General features: G+C 48.1%; 17 protein-coding genes and 1 pseudogene. 2 read left to right on the top strand and 16 right to left on the bottom strand.

Going from position 1 to position 15288, the window contains the following annotated elements; genetic code table 11:
• Positions 1-343 precede the first annotated feature (343 nt).
• The 4 genes from QUB08_RS29225 to QUB08_RS29210 form a co-directional block, all read right to left on the bottom strand.
• Positions 344-592 carry a hypothetical protein gene (locus QUB08_RS29225; RefSeq protein WP_333229440.1) on the bottom strand — a complete coding sequence of 83 codons (249 nt, stop codon included), beginning with the start codon at positions 590-592 and terminating at the stop codon, positions 344-346.
• A 110-nt stretch (positions 593-702) separates the two neighbouring features.
• On the bottom strand, positions 703-4080 hold the full coding sequence (locus tag QUB08_RS29220) for a DUF3854 domain-containing protein (protein ID WP_333229439.1): 3378 nt from the start codon (positions 4078-4080) through the stop codon (positions 703-705).
• A 340-nt stretch (positions 4081-4420) separates the two neighbouring features.
• Positions 4421-4999, bottom strand: coding sequence for a hypothetical protein (locus QUB08_RS29215; protein ID WP_333229437.1), 579 nt, complete (start codon positions 4997-4999; stop codon positions 4421-4423).
• Between the two features lie 153 nt (positions 5000-5152).
• Positions 5153-5437: a hypothetical protein gene (locus QUB08_RS29210; RefSeq protein WP_333099370.1), complete on the bottom strand. Its 285-nt coding sequence runs from the start codon at positions 5435-5437 to the stop codon at positions 5153-5155.
• A gap of 192 nt (positions 5438-5629) precedes the next feature.
• Here QUB08_RS29210 and QUB08_RS29205 point away from each other — a divergent pair, with 192 nt between their 5' ends.
• The gene (locus tag QUB08_RS29205; protein ID WP_333229435.1) at positions 5630-5872 is read left to right on the top strand and encodes a hypothetical protein; all 243 of its coding nucleotides are present in this window, start codon (positions 5630-5632) and stop codon (positions 5870-5872) included.
• A gap of 550 nt (positions 5873-6422) precedes the next feature.
• Here the strand turns inward: QUB08_RS29205 and QUB08_RS29200 are convergent.
• Both QUB08_RS29200 and QUB08_RS29195 read right to left on the bottom strand, forming a co-directional pair.
• Complete coding sequence (locus QUB08_RS29200) at positions 6423-6752, bottom strand: XisI protein (protein WP_333229433.1); 330 nt, start codon at positions 6750-6752, stop codon at positions 6423-6425.
• Complete coding sequence (locus QUB08_RS29195) at positions 6740-7156, bottom strand: element excision factor XisH family protein (RefSeq protein ID WP_333229431.1); 417 nt, start codon at positions 7154-7156, stop codon at positions 6740-6742. Before QUB08_RS29195 ends, QUB08_RS29200 begins: the two co-directional genes overlap by 13 nt.
• Positions 7157-7489: 333 nt before the next feature.
• Between QUB08_RS29195 and QUB08_RS29190 the strand changes: the two genes are divergently transcribed.
• Positions 7490-8440, top strand: a complete 951-nt coding sequence (locus QUB08_RS29190; protein ID WP_333229429.1) for a tyrosine-type recombinase/integrase — start codon at positions 7490-7492, stop codon at positions 8438-8440.
• A gap of 390 nt (positions 8441-8830) precedes the next feature.
• Here QUB08_RS29190 and QUB08_RS29185 read toward each other — a convergent pair whose 3' ends face one another.
• From QUB08_RS29185 to QUB08_RS29145, 10 genes and pseudogenes are all read right to left on the bottom strand, one after another.
• Entirely contained in the window at positions 8831-9337 is a 507-nt protein-coding gene (locus QUB08_RS29185) for a hypothetical protein (RefSeq protein WP_333229428.1), read from the bottom strand.
• Complete coding sequence (locus QUB08_RS29180; protein WP_333229426.1) at positions 9334-9798, bottom strand: ParA family protein; 465 nt, start codon at positions 9796-9798, stop codon at positions 9334-9336. The genes QUB08_RS29185 and QUB08_RS29180 overlap by 4 nt, the downstream gene beginning before the upstream one ends.
• Entirely contained in the window at positions 9746-10123 is a 378-nt protein-coding gene (locus tag QUB08_RS29175; RefSeq protein ID WP_333229424.1) for an AAA family ATPase, read from the bottom strand. Before QUB08_RS29175 ends, QUB08_RS29180 begins: the two co-directional genes overlap by 53 nt.
• A 354-nt stretch (positions 10124-10477) precedes the next feature.
• Positions 10478-10933 (bottom strand): hypothetical protein, encoded by a 456-nt coding sequence (locus tag QUB08_RS29170; RefSeq protein WP_333229422.1) that lies wholly within the window; start codon positions 10931-10933, stop codon positions 10478-10480.
• A 251-nt stretch (positions 10934-11184) separates the two neighbouring features.
• Entirely contained in the window at positions 11185-12231 is a 1047-nt protein-coding gene (locus QUB08_RS29165; RefSeq protein ID WP_333050509.1) for a Fic family protein, read from the bottom strand.
• A gap of 349 nt (positions 12232-12580) precedes the next feature.
• Entirely contained in the window at positions 12581-12982 is a 402-nt protein-coding gene (locus tag QUB08_RS29160) for a hypothetical protein (RefSeq protein WP_333229420.1), read from the bottom strand.
• A complete protein-coding gene (locus tag QUB08_RS29155; RefSeq protein ID WP_333229419.1) occupies positions 12983-13219 on the bottom strand; it encodes a hypothetical protein in 237 nt (78 codons plus the stop codon). It abuts the gene before it with no gap.
• Positions 13125-13454 (bottom strand): ATP-binding protein, encoded by a 330-nt coding sequence (locus tag QUB08_RS32230; RefSeq protein ID WP_445300966.1) that lies wholly within the window; start codon positions 13452-13454, stop codon positions 13125-13127. The genes QUB08_RS29155 and QUB08_RS32230 overlap by 95 nt, the downstream gene beginning before the upstream one ends.
• Positions 13351-14238 carry an RNA-binding domain-containing protein gene (locus tag QUB08_RS29150; protein ID WP_333229417.1) on the bottom strand — a complete coding sequence of 296 codons (888 nt, stop codon included), beginning with the start codon at positions 14236-14238 and terminating at the stop codon, positions 13351-13353. Before QUB08_RS29150 ends, QUB08_RS32230 begins: the two co-directional genes overlap by 104 nt.
• Before the next feature lie 81 nt (positions 14239-14319).
• Positions 14320-15288, bottom strand: a pseudogene (locus QUB08_RS29145) (hypothetical protein); the annotation flags it as partial.

The raw sequence follows: 15288 nt of genomic DNA, 5'->3' as shown, positions 1-15288 counted from the left end.
CAAGTTGCTGCATCTAAATTGAATTAATAGTCAAGTTGCTGCATCTAAATTGAATTAATAGTCAAGTTGCTGCATCTAAATTGAATTAATAGTCAAGTTGCTGCATCTGGATTGAATTACAGCAAGCGTATCTTTTCGCTTGGTCACTCAACTCAAAACCTTGACGCACCTTTGCTTTCAATCTGCTTGCCACCCCGTCAACACCCCCCCTGGTGGATTCCACCTGATTATTGATTCGGTACTGAGACTCAGAATCACGCCTTCAACGAATTCTTTGACTTGCTCGCTCGCAGCAGCCGCTTCTCGCGTTTAGAGGGTGTAATTTCAGGAAGTTGATAGGCGGTCACCAGTCGCTGCGACGGGCGGTCAATTCCTCCCGCAACTCCCCCACATCGGGCGGTTCCTGTTCGTACTCAGCTCTTCTTTGGAACACTATCCGCGAAGATTCTAAATTTTCAAGTTTTCGGTTTGCGGTGGCGATTGCGAGTTTCGCCTGCGATATTTGATGCTCGCGGTTGTTCATGATGCGATTGATGGCGGCTTCTCTCGACGGTGCGAGTCGCGAACAGATAAGTCTGCTGGAATTCGACAAATGTTTTCATGGGAATAACTCACTTACTTGGAGTGAAGCTGACTAAGAGCCAAGATCGATATAGAGAGACGAAAGCCTAGACGGGACAAGGCTCGCAGTGTGTTCTTGGATTAAGCCCAATCTTCAGATTCGGGCGAAAATCTCCCGTCGGAGTCTGAAAGCGGCTTGAAATCTGGCAGCAAATCAAGCTGATGCGCTTCAGTATCTGCTGTGAAGATTGGCAACTCCGGTTCTGGCTCTGATTCCAATGGGGCGTGAGGCACAAATGACTGTTCCCACTCCTGCTTCGAGAGTTCGATTTCTGTCACTGCTTCTGTTGTCGGCTGTTCCCACTCCCGCTTCGAGAGTTCGATTGGGGCAGATAGAGTTTTTGGCTCGGACTCGACCGGGGCGGGGGTGTGAGGTAACTGTTTCGGCTGAAGCTGAGCTTCTAACTTAGCTAGTAGCGCTTTAAATACAGTTCGCTCACTCGCCGTCAACGCGAACCAAACTTTTTTTCGGTTAGCGAAACCTTTGTCGCAAGTTTCCGTGAGACATTTTTTCACGGCATCGGTAACTAGGGAGTCAGATTGTGTAACCGCGAACCGCATCAGGTTAACGAGTTCTAGTTCCTCTTCGTTGAGATTTGAGTCGGCCGCAAATTCTGAAACTAAGTAACGCCCGTTAAGGTTGAATTGCTTGGTAGGTTTACCTCCAATGACTGAAATCTCGCGGTCAAGCTCAATCCGGCACAGCCCATCGCTCCACACCTTAACTACGGTAGCCCGCTCGTCTATATATTCTTGAGTTGGATACTGGGTCGAAACTTTTACTCGCTCGCCGACATTCCAATTCACCATCGGGATGCTCGGCGGCTCTGTTGGTTCGGTTGGCTCTATTGGTTTGGATTCCTCCGGGGCGATCGTCCCTGGCTCGGATAGCTGAGGGTTGTTACAAGTTTTTGAGCTGTTACAGGATTGTGCTGAGGACTCAAAAGTGTGTGTAACAGTTGTGGTTACAGGAGTTACATCAGTTAAGGGCTCACCTTCAGCCGTGTTATTAAGATCATCTGTGATCTCGTATGATGAGGTCTTTTCATACTGGCTACTTTCATCCTGTAACGCTGTAACGTCTGTAACCATGCGGGTTGTAGCGTTTTTAGATGTTGTAACAATTTCAGAATTGCTTGTAACGTCTGTAACCACAACGGTTTGGGCTATTTGAGAATGTGCTGGAATTTCTGCAATCGCTGAAGTGCCTGTAACCGTGCGGGTTTGAGTTAATTCTTGCAATCCGCCATCAGCACAAATAGTTTTGATGCAAGCCCAGTTCGGGATGTGCGGTCGGTTGCTGCCACCTTCATCCTCCGCGATGGCTACATCAACAAAGCACGGTAAAATCTGAAGTCCCCGCCACTGAGCCGGAATGCGCTTGATTTTGTCGCCTTCTCGCACAACCTCGGAAGCTCGCCAGTGATTTGACAATACTCGCTGCAAGTGGTGAACGAATTTGTTGTAACCGCTTGGCAAGAGATTGTGGGCTTTGCAATATGCCACATACCAACTGTGCAGGTCGCTGCCGACGTAACTATCGCCCCCCGCTCTCAAACAGCGATCGACAAACGAACGGACGCTATCCCCTAGAATTGCGCCATCCTGTTTCAACGCGACAATTGACGGGTTGGTTGACGGTACGAGCAAAATGCGATTGCGTTCTGTCTTGTCCATTGATAGCGCCCAACCAGCGATCTCACCCAGCTCTGCCGATAGTTTGCGGCCTAGCTCCGGATCTTCGATGCTTGCCGTTCGGGCGCGGGTTTGCAACGGAATGCAGCGCCTGTCCCAACCATCGCCACTGTTCTCCGTTTGGATGTGTTCGACGGAGGCGATCGCAAATCGCACGTTCCATTTTTTTTGGTAAGCCGATGCAGAAAATAGAGCGCGTCCCGAAATGCCGCCATTGTCCACCAATTCGTAAAAAGCTTTGAGCCCGCTCAGAAATCCGCCAGCATCGGGGATGTAAAACAAGGATTTACCAGTTAATAATTGATGCCGGCCTTCAGGTTTTGTCAGTTCGGTCAAGCTATTGGAACTAACGCTGTTTTCTTCGCCAAGTAAGTTTGCCCAAGTCCGCAGCATCACGCCTTTCCCGCTACCGCTATCCCCAATCAAGTAAGCAAACTTCCCGTAAGGTGCGGTTGGGTCTAAGTACATCGAAGTTACGGCCCTGATGACTTCTACTTGCTCGACACCGTAGGCAGAAAGTATGAATTGCTTAAATTCGGCTGGACATTCTGACCCCGGAACGTAATCGCAGGGGGAACAAGAAAGCAGGTAATGTTCCTTGTCGTGTGGGAATAGTTCGCCAGTTCTCAAATCTACAGTACCGTTGGAGAATGATTTGAGGTGGTTCCGAGAAGTGTCAACCTTCTGGTGCAGCACCTTCCGGCAATATTTAAAAGCCGAATCTAAGAATTTGTTGGTGCCGAACTTAAACTTTTTGCCAACTTCTGCTGTTTCGTAGCAATTCTCCGTAAAGTCGCCGATGAGTTTGTTCACGTCCGCTTCATCTTGCAATTGCCAATAGCGACCGTTCCATTGGTAGAAAGCATCATTGACAACTATCCAATCATCTCCGAATAAATTCTTGAGGCAGTGTACCTCAAACGTTGTGGACTTGGGGACTAAGTATCTGTCTCTAGTTCCACCGCTGCCGCCGTCGCCTCCAAAGGTTTTTGATTCCCAGTCCTTAAAAGTAACGGACGTGGCCAGCACTTTTCTAAAAGCTTCAATGCTCTTTCGTTGAATCAAATCGTCCATGCCTTTTGTCTCGCCTTCGGTGCCCGCATCCCAACCTCCAGTTGCACTGTAGACCGGAACGTCGAACTTGAGCAACTGTAGACCGAGTTTCCTCTGTTCCCAGGTGACGTTTGGGTTGGTGGCTGCGTCGGCATCGAAGGCAAAGATAAACCCGAAGCCAGCACGGGCGTACTTTTCTAAAGTTTCGACCAAGTAGCGCTTGCCTTGAATGTCTCCTTTTTTAGAGGTTAGACCCATTGAAACGCCCAGCAGTGCAATAGTTGGGATGTCGTTAGCGCACCCGGCGATTCCTTTGAACGGGCCTTCAGTGAGGACAATGCACGGATGGTCGTTGATGCGGTAGCAGTGCTGTTTGAGATTTTCGGTATCCCAGTAGTTTTTGTCGGTGGGATGCTGGGGCAAGAATGCGTCGTATTCTCCCACTGGTGTGCGATATTTGGGCGCTTTTTTGCAGCTTTCTGATTTCCAAGGCTTGTCTGGCCGGAACTGAAATTGTGTGCCTGCACCGATAAAGAAGATGCCACCAGACTTGGCCGCGTAACCCAAGTAAACTGATGCCTCATCCGCAGATACGGTGCGGCAGTTGGCGTAACTCCAATCATTCAACAGCCCCCGGCTCTCAATGTGGCTCTTGTGTTTGGGGCAAAGGTACGTGGTAGTTGATAAAAATTGATTTGCAACAACGTTCATAGATGCCTCTCTCGCTACTCATAGCGGTGCTAACTGGTTTTTTTGCAAAAACCCGCTAAATGTAGAAGAGACGGCTCTGCTGTAACTACCGTTGATGTGCAAAGGTGCAAATTTGGCGGTAATGGCAGAAATAGACTATGATGAATCTAAAGTTTTTTATTTTTGATTGTCTGCCGTCTCTTCTAACAGATAGCGGACTTTTTTTTGTCTGGTCTAATCGTTGGGGGCGGTCGCTTGTTGACAACAGCCTTTTCAAATTCTATACCCGGACGTATTGCGAGCGAGCGTTAGCTGGCAAAGAATTTCCGAATCGAAAAATCCTAATTGTTGCAGAGCGCAATTAACCCGGTTCATCCTCAGATCCCGGAATTCTCCAAGGGTTGATGCCGTTTTCTCTAAGCAGGCGCTCGTAGTAGTCGCGTTCCCACCGGATTTCGTCTTCAGCAGAGTAAGCGTTGCCCAACATTCGCAAGTCGCGTTCGAGTTGCTGGACTCGCTCGCCAAGCAGTTCGTTGCGTTCGGATTCGGTGCGGGTAACGCCGAAAGCTATGTCAAATCGGCGCTCTAATGTTTCAGTACCCAAAGCCACAACTAAGTCAAAAGCAGGTTTAACTCCTCTGTAACAGCGGTAAATCCAGTAAGCATAAACAACACTTAAGGGCCATCCCCGAATGCGAGTTTGTCCTCTGACTTGTCCCGTGGGGTCAACTTCAAAAGTTTCTGGCGTAAAACCCTCACCCAGTATGGCTTTACCCTCCTTAGAACCTAAAAAGTTTCTGGCGTAAACTGGATCATCCCCAATACACTCAGCCGCCTGTGTTTGGCTCATCCGGTAACTGCCGTCTGGCAACATAAACCCATCGACTGTGAGGGAACCTATTTGCACGGAAGCCCTGACGGCTCTAACTGATTCACTCATCAAAAACTCCTTTGACGCTTCATCGCGCTCTACGTGGCCTATACACTAAACTCCGACAGTCCAAGCTTGGTGTATACGAAAGTTCAACCTAGTTTTTCAAGTAGTGTTTCCCATTCCATAATTTGATTTTTTAGCAATTGAACCCGATCGCCCTTAGCCTTGCGCTTGAGAAACAAACCCCTGCCAGCAAGTTCTTCGCGGGCTAATGCGATACTCTGCTCCAAGACTTTTGGTCAATTCCTCCCTATCCTCCTTTGCTATTTCAGTATCGGTCATCCCCACCATCTGACGGGCGAACTGTTCCAAGAATTCAGAGCGCGATATGTCAAGAGCCTCAGCCCTGGTGTCGATCGCCTTCATCGCGGTGGGAGTTACAAAAATGCTGTAGCGCTCTTTGTTTTCGCCCCAAGCGCTGCGTTCTGCGGGTTTTCTGGTCATTTGTCTGTGTATGCACAACAATTTTCATCATAGGGCTTGACAATACCCAAATAAAAGTGCTATGTATGTGCATACATAAGCATATTTGTGCATACACAGGCATAGTTTAACACCAAAATCAAACCCCGCTCCCTCTGACTGGAAATCTTCTGGGGCGGGGTGTGGCACTCACATTAATGAGGTTTTTCAATCATGACACAAATACCGATACCGCTAACGGTTGAGGTGTCCGCTGCTGCTGCAACGCCAGGGGTGACGAGCGCTTCTTTGTACCCTTCGTTGTTGGCATCCGTGGAAACGATGGCAGACCCAGAACTCTGGGTTTTGATGGAAGCGGCCGTTTATTCACTGCGCCAAAGGGACACCCTTCAGGGGCGCTTGTCGCCCCCTGAAATGCAACGCCCAAATTCGAGCAGTTGCCGTCGTGTCCAGTGATGGGAAAAGTTTTTGTATTGCTTCATAGCAAGAACCTTTCAATTAATATCCTCACGCTAACATGAAGCAACCCTCGGCTTCGCACAGAGCTTTCGCTGGGCTCTAGTCCGCAGGTTTGCCGGGGAAGCTCCAGAAAGAGCGATCACTCTTTCCGGCCTCCGAATAATGTAGGGGCATTTTCCCGTCCTTCAATCTCGCCCGTAACCATGCGATCGTTATTTTCACTCTCTTAACTGAAATTATGATCTTTTTGCATATTTTATGAGCCAGAAGTCTTGGCTTGTTGCCAAGATAGCGGGAAGCTGACAATCCTGCTGAGGGAAAAATAACGCTCGCGCAGATTATTCTGCGATCGCAGAAAGTGAGTATCTTTCTGCCGATGATAAAGGGGGTAGCTAACCCGGATTATGAATTTCTTCCCCAGTGCGATTCCTCGACATCTCCAATCACAGGATTTTCAGATCAACCCGGTTTATGAGCGTAAGTTTTGATCGCGTGACAAAACCAAATACTTTATTTTTGATGAAAATGTAAATCCTCCGTATCCCAATTACCCCAATGCAAACTCAGTAAATTGACGCACGTAAGGGGCTTTAAAAGCTAAAACAATATCTTCCTTGGGAACTCCGGCGGCTACTAACTCATTCGCTATTCCTGCTTCCGTTCTATCCCTCTGAATCCAAAATTTACCATCTTTTATATCAACGTGAATCACACAGCCGTAAACCCGTTTTTGCTCGTCCCAGCCCAAATGAACCACATGATAATGCTCCCGTTCGGTATCAAAAAGTAATTGAACTTCTGTTTCAGTATCCAAGTCATTCCTTGAGTGTTGAGACAGAATTGTTTGGATTAATTCTCTGTAGTTTACTCTTTCCATAAAAGTATCCCCTCTTGAATAGCATCAAAAATGAGTAATTTGAGCTGATGTTCAGCGATTAATTCTTTAATAAAACGATAGCTGAAAAAATCATTATACACATCTTGGTTTATTGCTAAATATAAAATTCTATTTGGTTGCTTCTTTCTCAGGGCAGAACGATAGCTGAGAAATTGACCCAGAGCTATATAAAAGCTGGCTAAATCAGATGCACCGATAAAAGATTTAATCTCTACAGCTATTTTGAAGCCATCTTTCTCTGCTGCTAAAATTTTCTCCCCTGCTAAGTCGATAAAAAAATCAAGTTCCTCTACCTTGATAAAAAGAGGATCGTGAGTGATGATCCATCCCTCTTTTTCTAAAGCTGAACGAACAGCATTGTGAAAGATATCTTCTTCGGACATATCATAGCCACGAAAATGCTTAACCGAGCAGTATTGATTGCCATTCCGCCATCATATCATTACAGCCATTGGCGATCATCGCACTCCCCAAAAATTCCCCCCACGGAGCATAACTCTCCCACCCACCAGCAATAAAGCAATATCAGGTCATTCACAGCAACTAGCCCAAAAAAACAGGCTAAAGCTGCATAAAGGTGTTCTTCTTCTACGAACAGGAGCAAACACACGAGTCCGTTCCCAGACGGTGAGGGTTCACGAGGGAAGAGCCAAATCGATCGCTAACGCCTTTTCGGCGTAAGATTTAGTATTTATAATATCACTTTGAAAGAGTAAATGCTCAACTTACTCTCGGAGCAACAGCCGGAAACATTGAATCTGCCCTGTCCGGTACCCCTGACTCAGCACCCGGCTGCAGTGTACCTCGACAGTTTGGGTAGCGAGCGGTCAAAGGCAACCATGAGAGAAGGACTCAATATCATGGCCCGAATGCTGACAGGTGGGGAGTGTGACGCAATGACTTTGAATTGGGCGGCATTGCGCTACAAACATACGGCGGCTCTGCGCTCGGCCCTTGAGAAAAAGTACGCTCCCGCGACGGTGAACCAAATGCTGTGCGCCCTGCGACGGGTGTTGAAGGAAGCTCTGCGGTTGGATTTAATCGACCCAATAGATTACAGTAAAGCGGTGGATGTCAGGAGTATCAAGCAATCGGGAAAAGTTAGGGGGCGCGCGCTAACGCTCTGTGAGATTGCTGCATTGATGCAAAGCTGCTCTGGTAAGACCCCTATTGATGTTAGGGACAAGGCGCTGATTGCTATCTTGCGAGGGGGCGGCATCCGTCGCTCTGAAGCGGTCAATCTCTTGAAGCGAGATTTCAACCTATCTACGGGAGCGCTGTTCGTCCGAGAGGGCAAGGGCAAGAAAGACAGGACGGTTTATCTCCCGGAGTCTGCTTGCCTTTTAGTGTCCCAGTGGCTGGAGTTGAGAGGAGAGGCGACTGGGCCTCTGTTGTACCCGATTCGGAAGGGAGGAGAAATTCAGCGCCGGCGCATGACGGAGGATGGTGTGTTGAAGATTGTGCAGCGGCGGGCGTTTCTCGCTGGGGTGGAGTCCTTTAGTCCCCACGACTTCCGGCGCACGTTTTGCTCGGACCTCCTCGATGCTGGGGTGGATATTGTCACCGTACAAAAGTTGGCGGGTCATGCTTCTCCGGTAACTACGGCCAAATATGACAGGCGCGGGGAGGAAACTAAGCGGCGGGCCGTGCAGCATTTGGAGTTTTAGCGCTTTGTGACGTTCTCTCCCGTTAAGTGCTGACGCACTATAAAAGGTGGACAAGACTGACATCTAGGACTCTGATGAAACTTATAGTTCCTTTATCAATAGCCTCCGCTAATTCTGGGTTTAAGCTACAGAAGAATTGGCTGTTGTCATGTTCAGAGTAAACTACTTCAACAACATAACATCCCGTTTTGGGGACAATCCTCACTTCGCACAAATCCTCAAACTTCAGCGCCGTGTTAAATAACTTGCGAGAAATGTCCGTTATTTCATCGCAGTAATTAAACCACTCACGGCTTTTTTGATTGCGTGCCTTTCCACTCGTTCTTTTAACAGTGTGGACAACTATCAACTATCAACTGTTAACTGTTTAATGGCAGTAGCATCTCCCTATCAGCGCCCAGATAGCATTGTAATCAGCCGCCTCAACTTCCCAGCAAGTTTTCTGGAATCGTAGCGGCACTTGGCTTCTACTAAGATTTTTTCCATCAGCTCGGATGAAGCTTCTGCTTGCAGCCAGGCAGATTCTAAAAATACTTCTACGGTCACTCCTTTTTCTTTGCAAAATCTTGTCAAGTTAGCATCTATTTCTGCATCTAAAACAACTGCAGAATGGCGACGAGTTGGCGGAAGTTTCGCGAGTTCTGCTTTTAACTCTTCTAATGTTGAATTGGGATTAGTGGTTTCGTTTGAAGTTGCGTTCGTTGAAGTTGCGTTCGCCGAAGTTTCGTTCGCTAGGATTTCGCTTGAAGCTTCGTTAGGCGAAGTTGCGTTCGCCGGAGTTAACTGTTGAGCTATTTGTTCGCTCTCCTGTTTTGGGGCGATTAAAGTATCTTCTCGGCTTGGAACAACTGTTCGTTTGCGGTTGGAGCGAATTTGGTCGAGGATGCTGTCACTCATTGTACTTTTTGTTGTAAAAGAGACTCGATTTTGGCGAGCAGAATTTCAAAGGGATATTCTAAGTCGGGATGTCCTAATTCGCTGAGAGTTTGGCGTTTGTTAATGGCTTTTTTGTACTGTTCGGATTCTCGGATTGAAGGGAGAATTAATTCGTTTTCAACTTCGTCTTTCATTCCTTCTACGGCTAGGCGGCTCTCTAGGGTTTGAGTGTTGCCAATCCAGCGGTCCCGGAAGGGCAGCACTCCTAGTACGGTAGCGTTGGTTGCTTTGACATCTCTCATGGAGTTGAGCAAGTCGAGTGTCCGCACTAGGGAACCGTAGCCTTTGACGGAAGCTTCGGCGGGTACGATTACGGTGTCGGCGGCACCGATTGCGGTTAGGCAAATCTGCGAGCGCTGTGGGGGTGCGTCAATGATACAAAATTTGAAGGCTTCGGCAACAGGTTCGAGGCGGCGCAGCAACAGGGTAGCGCCGACACCGCTGCTGGATAGGTAGGTAGTCGGCGGCGGCGTCTAGTCCGTCGTCGGAGGGAATTAGAAACAAGTTGTCGCTACCTTCGACTGGATAGATGCCGTCTTCGATGGGCACGGATTTTTTGAGAACTTCCAGCAAGGTGGGCTGGTTGGGTTGCAGTTCTAGCCCCAGGTAGGTGGTCAGGTTGTGTTGGGGGTCGGCGTCGATAGCCAGTGTGGGATAGCCCCGGCTCGCTAGGAGGCGGCTCAGGAATAGAGATGCGGTTGTCTTGCCCTGCCCCCCGGACAGGGACGCGATGGCGACTGCGATCATGGCTTTAGGGACATGGGGTTTTATCTATATATCGTCATCTAAAAAACGAAATTAGTCAATATTTAATTCAATAAAAAGCTAATTTTAGTAAATTTTATTTATAAATTTAAATAAAAAGCTAAAAAGCTAATTTTAGTAAATTATTAATGTCAATTCTTAAAATGAGCAAGTGAGCGGAGATGAGCTCGCGCAGTCCCCACCCAATTTTCCTCCACAGACTCTATAGATGCGTGTTTAAAAGGCGCGGCGCGTGTTTCTTTTATGGGGAGTGCGTGTTTAAAAGGCGCGGTGCGTGTTTCTTTATAGTTAACGGCGGCCTGCATTCACGCACTCTTGTGTCCCCGTGAATGCAGGTCAATCAATGCAGATAACGGCATTGGGGCAGTGCTGTTCGATGAGGGGGCGGACAACGCTCCATTCGCCCCGTCCCCCAGACCATCCAAGCTTGTAGGGAAGGAAAGGAGTTAGTTCCAATTCCAGGGATTTGTGGTGGAGTTTAGATAAACAGAGCGCCAAGGCATCGTAATCGGTATAGCGTTTCTTACTGCCGTGAAGGTTTTGACCCGCGATACTGCACACCCATAACTCAGGAGTGGAGCTAACCCGAACCATTTGGACTTTACCGAGAACAAAACGCGCTCCACCTGCATCGGGGCCGCAGAAGCGCCGATACTCCAACTCAACCACCGGCCACTTCGCTGCAATTGAAGAGCCCAAACCAGTGTGAAGTACCCCAACGCAGCAGACCTGATGAGCAATGATACCCGTTTCGACATCACGGATGAGTTTGAGCTTCTTTTCTAGTACCATGTGCTATATGATACTAGCTCTCGTGGCTGGTGCGATCGACGGATTTGCGTCCAGACAGGGTGTTGACTCACAGCAATAAACCAGGCTTAATCAATAATGGCTGTTTATTGTAAAGCAATTTGTGCAACAGGTTGTTGCACAAATTGCTCGTTCGGGTAAGATTCCGCAAAACTTCTCATATACAAGAGACATATGAGATGAGAAACCCTTCATCTCTTGTAAAGCTTTTGGCAAGTCGGCCACTAAATTGTCTATAACTTTCGCCACCGCGCATCCACTCCCCGTCCCACACATTTAATCCTTCCCTCATCCCGTTCTTGACGCAAAATGCGACGAATTAAATCCACAGAAACCACCGGACAACGTTGCTGTAACTCTCGCATCGAAAACTCCCAAGGCAAACTCTCAATTGCCTGTAAAACCATTGCCGTTTTCGTTCCTTTTGCTCCTCCAATCACCCCAACCCGCTGCTCAAATTCTCGATAAGCTCCCAGTAACATTACGCCTAAAAAATACTCCCACCAAGGCAACAAGCTATGCTTCCCCTCATGCCAATTTTGAGAAGATTGGTACAAGGCATCATAATAGCTTTCTTTGGTGCGCTCCACAATTTGTTCTAAACTAATAAACTGCCCTACTTCATAACCCGCTTGATACAACAATAATAGCGTCAGCAATCTTGCCATTCGTCCGTTACCATCCAGAAATGGATGAATGCACAAAAAATCCAGAACATAACTAGCAATCAACAACAATGGTTCAATCTCACCTTCACGGGAAAATAGATTAAATTTCTCATGCAACTCTTCCATAGCCTGAGATGTGGCATAGGCGGCAACAGGAGTAAATCGCACTATTTGTCTACCATCAGTTGTGGTTGCCGTAATTAGATTTTCTGTTGTTTTCCAACAGCCACCTAAACCGACGCTAAATTGATATAAATCGCGATGAAACTGCAAAACAATATTCGGAGTAAATGGAATATAACCATAGCTAGCGTGAATTGTATTTAGCACATTCCGATAGCCCGCGATTTCCTGTTCTGAACGATCCCTTGGTGCTGTGCGTTCCGTTACTAATTTGCGAATTCGCGCCAGAGGAACGGTAATTCCTTCAATGCGGTTAGAAGATTCGGTACTTTGAATAATCGCAGTTTGCCGCAAAGTTTCTAGCACTTGTGGTGCTTGTTGTTTGTACAACTCCTGTTTACCTTTGTACTCCCCAATTAAGCGAATTGTCTGTAGGAGTTTTTGGGTAATCGGTTGCTGGGTTAAAAAAGTCTGTTCAAAAGATTTCATTGATTTAAAAGCACCACTGTAATAGCCATTGAGTCGCTTAGGTCTATTATATAAGTATTTTTAATATAGGTACTAGCCTGGTCACAGTACCTATATTAAAGGTATTGTACCCGATTCATCTGTACTGTTTTGTGCGTCAAAGGTCGCCAACTTCCCACCTGGACTATAGTACCAATACCCTGGAATAAGGGGCTAAATGCCCAAATTAACGAACGCTATTTTCCTCCACAGACTCTAAAGATGTGTGTTCAAAAGGCGCGGCGCGTGTTTTATAGGCGCGGCGCGTGTTTTATAGGCGCATCGCGTGTTTTATAGGCGCGGCGCGTGTTTTATAGGCGCATCGCGTGTTTTATAGCGAGAAAACAACATAATATGACGCGCGGCCTTGGCCCTCTAATTTCAACTGGTTGGCACCAGTCAACTTCCGCAGCAGGCGACTAGCTTGGTCTTCGCTAATGCGACAAAGTTCCACAGCTTCTTTTCTGGTAATTCTGCCGTGAGTCCTTACATATTGAAGCACCATTTGCTCTTGTTGAATGGGTTCAAAACCAGCTTGCCGAACGTAATCGGCGGATTGTCCCAGTTCTCGGTAAACTAAGGGGCTAAGGGTGTAGGTGCGTCCTTTTTTGACGCCGCGCGCTTCTACCAAACCAGCTTCAACTAATCGTTCTAACACGCTGCGGGCGATCGCCTCGTTTCGCTGAATGGCACGGGCAAGAGTAGCCGTGTCTAACCGCCTCTCTTGTCGCAATTATCCGATCGCGATTAAAGAGTCAACGGGGAGTGGGCAATGACTGCGATTTTCCTCTTCAATCACTACGCGCAACAGTCCTAAGTCGGCTTCCCCCCCTGGCAGTCTGACGGCAACTGAATGAGAGTTTGTGCTTCGATAATCAGGGGCGGATCTTCCGTAGCGCAATAACCCCTGATAGATTAAATCTACACCGCGCCCAGTTCGTTCGGCGAGTCCGATGCGTTTTAATGGCATCGGCTAGAAAGGGGTTTCTCGGTCGGGGTTCTACGACTAGCAAGTTATCCAAACTGACACCTTCAACAAAACCCCCTGGGTTGCTGATGGTAATTCCGTAATCTTCCCAGCGGATGTGAACGGCTCCCAATTTAGTGTAATCTCGGTGGATGAGGGCATTGACTGAGGCTTCGCTTTCTTGCGCGGCGATCGTAGTTGGGAACGGGGACGCGAAATAAACCGATTTGCACTTCATCTTCTTCGACACGCACCTCGAACTGTTCCATAACTCGCTCAAACAGTTTTAGCAAGGGGGTGCGGTAAAAATCATTGACTCGCACTTGGGTGCCTTCGAGGACTTGAAAGGCGACTTCGTGGGTGGGTAAGTGTTCGCGGAGGGCGCTTTCTCGTCCTAAAATCAGCATTCCGGCGACGGTGGGGAAGCGAATTCCATCGGTAGAACGCACGAACCCTAAAGCGCCGTCGAGTTCTTCATCGGTTAAGGATAGCAGAGTGCGATCGCCCCCATATCGCTCTATTAATTGTCGCAGACGTTCGCGTTCCAGGGGGTCGAAGTCGGCAACAGACGATCCGGTGATGGGTAATGAGGAGTAATCGAGAACGCCTAAGTCTGACTGGCGAGTGGCAAATTCGTAGGGATAAAAGGGGACGCATTGGGGTGTTCCGTCTACTTGCAGGCGGCGGCGTTGCAGGAGTCCGTCAGACGTGGCGACGATGCGAGCTGATTTGGGGACTTCTATGCAGGCAATGGTTTGACCTGCTTCTAGCAATGCTGTAACGCGCACGCTGACTGGGGGGTTGGTGCGGTTGCCAATCATGGCGGCTTTGGTGGACAGGTTTTGGTGTTGAGGGTGCAAACCTGTTATTTGACCGTCATCTTCAACGCCGAGGTAAATGGAGCCACCGTCTGTATTGGCAAGGCAGACGACGGTTTCAATCAGGTCTTTGTCTGGCAGGCGAGTGCGATCGCTCTTAAACTCGACGGTGAGGGATTCTTGTTCGGGAATCGTGCGATTCATTTAACAATATAAAATAGGGGCGACCAGACGGCATTTACAATCTTACGGGAAAATTGGGTCTAAAGCCCCGTCCTGAGAGTGTCAACCTGTCCCCCCTTCTGCAAGCTCTAAGCGGTGTGCATAAGTGTTGACGAATTGCCCCGAAAGCAGGGATTTCACCATTACCTGAGCCCCAGAAACAGCTCTAACGACATATTTCTGAACCTCACCGCAGAACCTCACCACCGAGCCAACTTTCAGCTCAAACGGTGCTATTTGGGGTACTTTTGCCTCATAAGTGGGAATAGCGTGATTTTCGGGTTCTATCACCTGATATGAAGCTGCAACTCCCATCCCTTCTGTTGTTAATGTCTCTGCGGGTTCAGCTTCCACTCCGAACACTTGAGAGGCGTGAGGCAATTCCTCACCCAGAGGCGACACACCCTCAGACATTCCTATATTATTATCCGACCCTGTGCCGGCCGAGACCACCTGATCATTCTGTTGAGGCACATCCTCAGAAAACACACCTTCTGACATCCCTATATTATTATCCGACCCTGTGCCGACAGTTTTCATCTCATTTCCCACCCGATCATTCTGTTGAGGAAAACCAAGAGGTGACACACCCTCTGATATCTTTATATTATTATCCGACCCTGTGCCAGCAGTTCCCACCTCATTATTTTGTTGAGATAAACCAAGGGGAGGCACACCCCCTGACATCCCTATATTATTATCCGACCCTGTGCCACTAGAAACCCCTTCTAAACACTGAGTAGCACCTTCCACCAAAGACACTGCCAAAGTATCCCGCTGCTGCCAAGCCTCAAAAATCGCCGACCTGCCATCCTGGGGAAACTCAAACTGGTAAACCCTAATACGTTTCTGCCTACCCAAAGCATCTCGTTCCTCTGACCTTTCTTGGCGAACTCGCCGCAAAGTAAAGCCCAGCTTACCCCTTAAAATATACTGCACCACTTCCATTGGCTTAGCCTTGGGATTGACGCTGATGCCCAAAAAGTCTTTCACATCAACAGAACATAGCTTAACTTGCTCAGCAAAAGCTAT

The sequence above is a fragment of the Microcoleus sp. BR0-C5 genome (genome assembly GCF_036705045.1).
GTDB lineage: Bacteria > Cyanobacteriota > Cyanobacteriia > Cyanobacteriales > Microcoleaceae > Microcoleus.
Note: the sequence above shows the minus strand (reverse complement) of the source record. Positions and strands in the feature narration are given on the sequence as shown.

Bases quoted from the DNA above. Each gene is read 5' to 3' on its own strand.
- QUB08_RS29220 (WP_333229439.1), bottom strand. From the start codon at position 4,080: ATGAACGTTGTTGCAAATCAATTTTTATCAACTACCACGTACCTTTGC.
- QUB08_RS29215 (WP_333229437.1), bottom strand. From the start codon at position 4,999: ATGAGTGAATCAGTTAGAGCCGTCAGGGCTTCCGTGCAAATAGGTTCC.
- QUB08_RS29210 (WP_333099370.1), bottom strand. From the start codon at position 5,437: ATGACCAGAAAACCCGCAGAACGCAGCGCTTGGGGCGAAAACAAAGAG.
- QUB08_RS29205 (WP_333229435.1), top strand. From the start codon at position 5,630: ATGACACAAATACCGATACCGCTAACGGTTGAGGTGTCCGCTGCTGCT.
- QUB08_RS29200 (WP_333229433.1), bottom strand. From the start codon at position 6,752: ATGGAAAGAGTAAACTACAGAGAATTAATCCAAACAATTCTGTCTCAA.
- QUB08_RS29195 (WP_333229431.1), bottom strand. From the start codon at position 7,156: ATGTCCGAAGAAGATATCTTTCACAATGCTGTTCGTTCAGCTTTAGAA.
- QUB08_RS29190 (WP_333229429.1), top strand. From the start codon at position 7,490: ATGCTCAACTTACTCTCGGAGCAACAGCCGGAAACATTGAATCTGCCC.
- QUB08_RS29185 (WP_333229428.1), bottom strand. From the start codon at position 9,337: ATGAGTGACAGCATCCTCGACCAAATTCGCTCCAACCGCAAACGAACA.
- QUB08_RS29175 (WP_333229424.1), bottom strand. From the start codon at position 10,123: ATGATCGCAGTCGCCATCGCGTCCCTGTCCGGGGGGCAGGGCAAGACA.
- QUB08_RS29170 (WP_333229422.1), bottom strand. From the start codon at position 10,933: ATGGTACTAGAAAAGAAGCTCAAACTCATCCGTGATGTCGAAACGGGT.
- QUB08_RS29165 (WP_333050509.1), bottom strand. From the start codon at position 12,231: ATGAAATCTTTTGAACAGACTTTTTTAACCCAGCAACCGATTACCCAA.
- QUB08_RS29155 (WP_333229419.1), bottom strand. From the start codon at position 13,219: ATGCCATTAAAACGCATCGGACTCGCCGAACGAACTGGGCGCGGTGTA.
- QUB08_RS32230 (WP_445300966.1), bottom strand. From the start codon at position 13,454: ATGAAGTGCAAATCGGTTTATTTCGCGTCCCCGTTCCCAACTACGATC.
- QUB08_RS29150 (WP_333229417.1), bottom strand. From the start codon at position 14,238: ATGAATCGCACGATTCCCGAACAAGAATCCCTCACCGTCGAGTTTAAG.